At 70.7% G+C, this 6,614-nt stretch carries 7 protein-coding genes; 3 read left to right on the top strand and 4 right to left on the bottom strand.

Going from position 1 to position 6,614, the window contains the following annotated elements; genetic code table 11:
• Positions 1-72 precede the first annotated feature (72 nt).
• Positions 73-690: a gamma carbonic anhydrase family protein gene (locus AOK01_RS36450; protein ID WP_055519335.1), complete on the top strand. Its 618-nt coding sequence runs from the start codon at positions 73-75 to the stop codon at positions 688-690.
• A gap of 89 nt (positions 691-779) precedes the next feature.
• Here the strand turns inward: AOK01_RS36450 and AOK01_RS36455 are convergent, their stop codons facing one another.
• Positions 780-1,496, bottom strand: coding sequence for an aspartate/glutamate racemase family protein (locus AOK01_RS36455; protein WP_055519337.1), 717 nt, complete (start codon positions 1,494-1,496; stop codon positions 780-782).
• 2 nt (positions 1,497-1,498) lie between these two features.
• Positions 1,499-3,046, bottom strand: a complete 1,548-nt coding sequence (locus AOK01_RS36460; RefSeq protein WP_079104049.1) for an NCS1 family nucleobase:cation symporter-1 — start codon at positions 3,044-3,046, stop codon at positions 1,499-1,501.
• A 266-nt stretch (positions 3,047-3,312) separates the two neighbouring features.
• On the opposite strand from AOK01_RS36460, the gene AOK01_RS36465 reads away from it, so the two are divergent.
• Complete coding sequence (locus tag AOK01_RS36465; protein ID WP_055519339.1) at positions 3,313-4,017, top strand: GntR family transcriptional regulator; 705 nt, start codon at positions 3,313-3,315, stop codon at positions 4,015-4,017.
• Between the two features lie 34 nt (positions 4,018-4,051).
• On the opposite strand, the gene pip is transcribed toward AOK01_RS36465, so the two are convergent.
• Both pip and AOK01_RS36475 read right to left on the bottom strand, forming a co-directional pair.
• On the bottom strand, positions 4,052-5,080 hold the full coding sequence (pip, locus tag AOK01_RS36470; protein WP_055519341.1) for a prolyl aminopeptidase: 1,029 nt from the start codon (positions 5,078-5,080) through the stop codon (positions 4,052-4,054).
• A 32-nt stretch (positions 5,081-5,112) separates the two neighbouring features.
• Positions 5,113-5,859 (bottom strand): uracil-DNA glycosylase, encoded by a 747-nt coding sequence (locus AOK01_RS36475; protein ID WP_055519342.1) that lies wholly within the window; start codon positions 5,857-5,859, stop codon positions 5,113-5,115.
• A gap of 87 nt (positions 5,860-5,946) precedes the next feature.
• Between AOK01_RS36475 and AOK01_RS36480 the strand changes: the two genes are divergently transcribed.
• Positions 5,947-6,582, top strand: coding sequence for an RNA-binding S4 domain-containing protein (locus tag AOK01_RS36480; protein WP_359395508.1), 636 nt, complete (start codon positions 5,947-5,949; stop codon positions 6,580-6,582).
• Positions 6,583-6,614: the final 32 nt, after the last annotated feature.

Consider the following 6,614-nt stretch of genomic DNA (forward strand, 5'->3'; position numbering starts at 1 on the left):
CATCGGCACCGGTGCCGATGCCGATGCCGATGCCGGAACCGACTCGGTCTAGGGGCGGTCTAGAGTCGCCCCATGTTGATCGAACACCGTGGGCAGCGCCCCGTCGTCCCGGCCTCCGCCTACGTCGCCCCGTCGGCCGTGCTCTGCGGCGCGGTCGTCCTCGGCGAACGGGCCCGCGTCCTGCACGGCGCCGTCGTCACGGCGGAGGACGGGGAGGTACGGACCGGCGCGGACGTCGTCATCATGGAGAACGCCCTCGTACGGGGCCGCCGACGGCACCCCGCGATCATCGGCGACGCCGTACTCATCGGCCCGCACGCCCACGTCAACGGCGCCCGCATCGAGGACGAGGTCTTCGTCGCCACCGGCGCCTCCGCCTTCCCCGGATCCGTCGTGGGCGCCGGTTCGGAGCTGCGGATCAACAGCGTGCTGCACGCGAACTCGGTTCTGCCGCCCGGCACGGTCGTACCCATCGGATGGATCGCGGCCGGTGCCCCGCGGGCACAGCTCTTCTCACCCGACCAGCACGACGAACTGTGGGAGGTGCAGAGGGAACTGGACTTCCCCGGCACGGTGTACGGCGTTCCTCGCGGCACCTCGATGCGCGACATCATGGCCCGGCAGGCCGAGCACTTCGGCGCCCACCACGATGACCGCCTCATCGAGGACCGGCCCGGTTCAGACGGCTGATCACCGCAGGTGCCCGCCCGCCCGGTACGCCCGGTCGGCCCGGGACGCCCGGTCCGTCCGGTCGGCCCCGTCGTCGGTAAGGCCCGGGGTCACTCCGCCGGCCGCCCCCACGTCCGCCGCTTCGGCAGCGGCTTCTCGTAACCGCCCGCGCGGCTCGTCGTGAGCCCCAGCGCCACGAGCGACTCGGCAAGTTTCACCGCCGCGCCCACTCCGTCGACGACCGGCAGCCCCAGCTTCTCCCCCACGGCCCGCTGCAGACCGGTCATCCCGGCGCACCCGAGCACCAGGACCTCCGCGCCGGCGTCCCGGGCCCGTTCGGCCGCGGCGACGAAGGCCGCTTCCGTACGTTCGGGGTCGCCGAGGTCGAGAACGCCGAGCCCCGTGCCCACGACGGCGGCGCAGTTCCGGGCGACGCCCGCCGTGTACAGGCTGTCCTCGATCTGCCCCGCCGACCGCTCCAGCGTGGTGACGACTCCGTACCGCCGCCCGAGCAGGCAGGCGAGGTGGGCAGCCGCCTCGGTGATGTCGACGACAGGTACGTCCACGAGTTCCCGTACGCCCTCGCGCCCGTGCTCCCCGAAACCGGCCATCACGACGGCGTCGTACGGCTCCTCGTACGTGCGCAGGGTGTCGAGGACGGCGGCTGCCGACAGGTAGCTGTCGAGCCAGCCCTCCGCGGACTCGGGCCCCCATGCGGGGGTGAGTCCGAGCACGGTGGTGCCCGAGCCTGCCGCGGCTCGGGCACCGCGCACGATCTCCTCGGTCATCCCCTGCGTCGTATTGCAGTTGGTGACGACGATTCGCACGCTCAGCCCTCCCGCGGAGCGGTAGCAGAAGCCGGAGCCGGAGCTGAAACCGCACCCGAGGTCGGGGCCGCGCCCGGAGCCGGGGCCGGGGCCGGCTCGATCGCGGGGGCCGCGGCGCGCTCGGAGCGGCACAGCAGCGCATACAGTCCGGCGGCCAGCGCCGTCCCGATGAACCAGGAGTACGGGGCCACGTCGCTGAACGTCTTCACCAGCGCGAGGACCGCCGAGACCGCCGCCGCGGGCAGGAACGCCCACAGCGCCTTGGGGTTGACGCCCTTGCGGTAGTAGTAGCGCGAGCCGGGCGCGGCGTCGAAGAGCTCGTTCACGTCGATGCGACCGCGCTTGACCCAGAAGTAGTCGAGCATGATCACGCCGAACAGCGGGCCGAGGAAGGCGCCGAGACCGCCGAGGAAGTAGTTGACGACCGTGGGGTTGGAGAAGAGGTTCCACGGCGTCACGACCAGGGCGGCGACCGTGCTGATCATGCCGCCGACCTTGAAGGTGATCTTCTGCGGCCAGACGTTGGCCAGGTCGTACGCGGGCGAGACGAAGTTGGCGACGATGTTGACACCCATGGTGGCGATGGCGAAGGTCAGCGCACCCAGGATCAGCACCCACTTGTTGCCGATCTCGGCGACGAGGTGGGCGGGGTCGGTGATGGCCTTGCCGAACACCTCGATGGAACCTGCCGTGACGATGACCGACACGATCACGAAGGCGGTCGAGTTGATCGGCAGACCCCAGAAGTTGCCGCGCTTGACCGTCCGGTAGCTGGGCGCGAAGCGCGAGAAGTCGCAGAAGTTGAGCATCAACGTGCCGTACGTGGCGAGGATCAGCCCGATCGCGCCGAACCACTGCCGCCACTGTTCGCCCACGGAGACCGGGTTCGGGGTCGAGGTGAGCGAGATGGTCCAACCGGCCTTCGCGAGGATCCAGATGGCGAGGGCGATCATCACGAGCCAGATCGCCGGGCCGCAGAAGTCCTGGAACTTCCGTACGGATTCCATGCCCTGGCTGATGATCAGCGCCTGGACCAGCCACAGTGAGACGAAGGACAGCCAGCCGAGCGCGTGGAGGCCGAGGAATGAGCTGTGCGTCCAGGACTCAAGGCCGGGCCAGGCCGCCAGCAGCATGATGTTGACGGCGACGGAGGCCAGATAGGTCTGGATGCCGTACCACATGATGGCGATGACGGCCCTGATCAGGGCAGGAATATTGGCGCCCCAGACCCCGAAGCTGATGCGGCTGATGACGGGGAAGGGCACGCCGTGGGCCTGCCCGATCTTCCCCATCCAGTTCATGCCGACGTAGATGAGCACGAAGCCGACGAGCAGGGACGTGAAGATCTGCCAGACGTTCATGCCGAGGACCAGCAGCCCGGCCGCGAACGTGTAGTTGCCGAGGTTGTGGACGTCCGACATCCACATGGCGAAGAGGTCGAAGACCTTCCAGTTGCGCTTGCCCGCGGGCGCGAGGTCTTCGTTGGTGAGCCGGGGATCGGGAACGAACGCTGGTGCGCCGGTGGCTGCGGCGGGATCGGCGAGGGACACAGGGCCTCCATGGGCGAGGGGACGACGGGAGGACTGAGGAGCGAGAGGTGGGGACGGAAACGAGAACGGGCGTGCGAGAGCAGTGGGGGCGAGCGCAGCGCAACCGCAGGGCAGTCACAGCGCACGTCGCTAGACAAGGCACAGGGCAATCGCGAGCAGTTTTGGTATACCAAACTGTGGTCATGGTCCCGCCTTCGACGACATCTCGCCATGTCCGTGCGGTTACAGCTCGGTAAAACAGTCCAGGAGTCGGCGAGGATGGACACATGACGACGGTGGAACCGCTGGGGGCGGTACGCGAACGGGTGCTCAGCTCACTGCGGCAGGAGATCATCGCCGGGCGGCTGCTGCCCGGCGACCGGCTGGTCGAGCGCGAGCTGGCCGAACGGTTCGGGGTCTCCCGGGTGCCGGTGCGCGAGGCGATCCGGGCCCTGGTCACCGAGGGCTTCGTCCTCTTCGAGACTCCCCGCCGTACGGTCGTACGCCGGCTGACCCCCACGGACGTCGCGGAACTCTTCGAACTCCGCGAGGCCCTTGAGGTGTACGCCACCGGGCTGGCCGCCCAGCGCGCCACCCGGGCCGATCTGGCCGAACTGGAGGAACTCCTCGACCAGGCCGCGGAGGCGACCGACGCCGACGACGCGGAGGCGATCACCGACATCAACACACGCTTCCACGACCGGGTTCTGGCAATGGCCGGAAACAGCCTGCTGATCTCCGTGATGGAACCGGTCGACGGTCGGCTGCGCTGGCTCACCCGGCAGAACGAGGAGTGGCCCCAGCTCCTCGCCGAACACCGCGAGCTGTACGCCGCCATCGCCTCCGGCAACCGTGAGCGGGCCCGCGCCCACGCCCTGGCCCACGTCCAGGCCAACTACCGCTCGACGGTGCGCCACCTCTTCGGCAGCAACACAGACTCGGGCGCCGAGGCCGAGGCCGCCACCGGCACCGCTATCACAGAAGAAGCGTGACTGCCGGTACGGCGGGCGGTCGCCGCGGTCGCCGCTAGAGCCGGTTTCGCGTTCCCCGGCGAGCCGCGTACCGGTCGGTGGCCGCGACCAGTGCGTCCACTACGCCGGTCGCTCCCGCGTTGTGGCCCACGTCGTCCACGACGACCAACTCGCTGCCGGGCCAGGCGTGATGGAGCCGCCACACGATGCCCAGGAGGTTCCCGAAGTCGAGGCTGCCCTGGACGAGGGTGCCGGGAACGTCCTTGAGGAGCGGGGCGTCACGCAGAACGACGGCCTGGCCGCCGCCACCATGTCCCCGTTCCAGGACATGTCCCTCTCCCCGGGCATGTCCCTCTCCCAGGAAGTGGTCGTTGCCGAAGTAGTGGGTGACGGTGCGGGCGAAGGCCAGGCGGAACACCGGGTCCTCGTAGCGCTCCACCGACCGCGGCGGCGCCGGGACGATCGCCGTCTCCCAGTCGGTCCAGGCGCGCGCGGCCCGCGCCCGCACCTCCGGGTCGGAGGACTCGACAAGCCGGTTGTACGCGGCGGCCAGGCTCCCGTCCCGGTCGCCCTCGGGCAACTCGGCGACGAACCGCTCGAAAGCCTCGGGGAAGATCCGACCAAGTCCCCTGGTCAGGAGGGTCACTTCGGCGGTGGACCCGGTGGCCACGCCCGTGAGTACCAGTTCCGACACGGCCCCCGGGTGCGTCTGCGCGTACCTCAGCCCGAGTACCGAACCCCACGAAACACCCCACACGAGCCACCGCTCGATGCCCAACTCCCGCCGCAGCAGCTCCAGATCGCCGATCAGTCGCGCCGTCGTGTTGACGCTCATGTCGGTCTCGTACACGCTCGCGTGCGGCGTCGACCGTACGCAGCCGCGCTGGTCGAGCAGGACGATGCGATACGCGGCCGGGTCGAAGTAGCGCCGGAAGCCGGGGGCGCAGCCCGAACCCGGCCCACCGTGCAGCACGACCGCGGGCTTGCCCCGCGGATTGCCGCACACCTCCCAGTACACGCGGTTGCCGTCACCGACGTCGAGCATGCCGTGGTCGTACGGTTCGATCTCCGGATACAGGCCCATCCGCACGACCTTAGTGTCGTGGCAGAAGGTCCCTAGGGGTAGGGGCTGTCGTGTGATCCCGTGTACGGGGTGGTCGGCAGCCCCGCCGCCCGCGCCGCCGTACGCAGCACGTCCCGCAGCATCTCGGGGGTCAGCCGCCCTGTGAAGGTGTTGCGCTGGCTGACGTGGAAGCATCCGAAGAGTTCCAGCGGTCGGGCCGGGCCCTCCAGCGCGACCCGCGCACCGTGCGCGAAGGCCGGCCTCGGCCGGGGCACCTTCCACCCCGCCTCTGCGAACGCGGGCAGCGCGGCCTGCCAGCCGAAGCCGCCGAGCACGACGACCGCGCGGAGGGTGGGTGCGAGCAGTCGCAGTTCGCTCACCAGCCAGGGACGGCAGGTGTTCCGTTCCTCGGGAGTCGGTTTGTTGGCGGGCGGGGCGCAGTGCACGGGTGACGTGACGCGGACGCCGTACAGGGCCAGCCCGTCGGCGGCGCTCTCGGACGTCGGCTGCGAGGCGAGGCCCACGTCGTGCAGCGCGGCGTACAGCACGTCTCCGGACCGGTCCCCCGTGAACATCCGGCCGGTCCGGTTCCCTCCGTGCGCCGCCGGCGCGAGCCCGACCACCAGCAGCGAGGCATCCGGCGGCCCGAAACCCGGCACCGGCCGGCCCCAGTACGTCCAGTCCGCGAAGGCGGCCCGCTTCGTCCGGGCCACCTCCTCCCGCCAGTCGACCAGCCGAGGGCAGGCCCGGCACCCCGCGATCCGCCGGTCCAGCTCCGCCAGGCTGCGCTCCTGCTCCATACCCCCACGGTATGCCCGGCGAGAGCCCGGCCCGTCCCGACGGAAAACGACTCCGGCCACCCGCCCGCCGAGTACTAAGGTCGGACCATGGCTTCAGGCACCCAAGGGACCAACGGGACTCAGAGGAACGAGACGAGGCGCGAGGACTCCGGGCGGCCGGTCACGAACGGCTCCGCCGGCGCCACCGCCACGGATACCGGTAGGGGTACTGGTACCGGCGCTGGTACCGGTGACATCGGTGCCGGTGCTGGTACCGATGTCTCCGCCGTTACCTCCACCGACACCGACGCCGACGCCGTGGCCGTCGCGAAGGCGGCCGCACCCGCGAGCGGCGAGACCGTGCGCGTCGACAGCTGGATCTGGTCCGTCCGCCTCGTGAAGACCCGCTCCATGGGCGCCACCGCCTGCCGCGGTGGCCACGTCCGGGTGAACGGCGAGCGGGTCAAACCCGCGTACGCCGTCCGCGTCGGTGACGAGGTCCGGCTGCGGCACGCCGAACGGGAGCGGGTCGTCGTCGTGAAACGCGTGATCCGCAAGCGGGTCGGGGCCACGGTCGCCGCCGAGTGCTATGTCGACAACAGCCCGCCTCCCCCGCCCCGCGAGGCCGTCGCCCCCGCCGGCATCCGCGACCGGGGCACGGGCCGCCCCACCAAGCGCGATCGCCGCGAGCTGGAACGCCTGCGGGGTCTGAACTCGCCCGACAGCGGCCCGAAGACACCCTGAGCTCCCGGGCTGGGATGCCGCTCGGATGCCCC

The organism is Streptomyces aurantiacus, from assembly GCF_001418335.1.
Classification (GTDB): Bacteria; Actinomycetota; Actinomycetes; order Streptomycetales; family Streptomycetaceae; genus Streptomyces; species Streptomyces aurantiacus.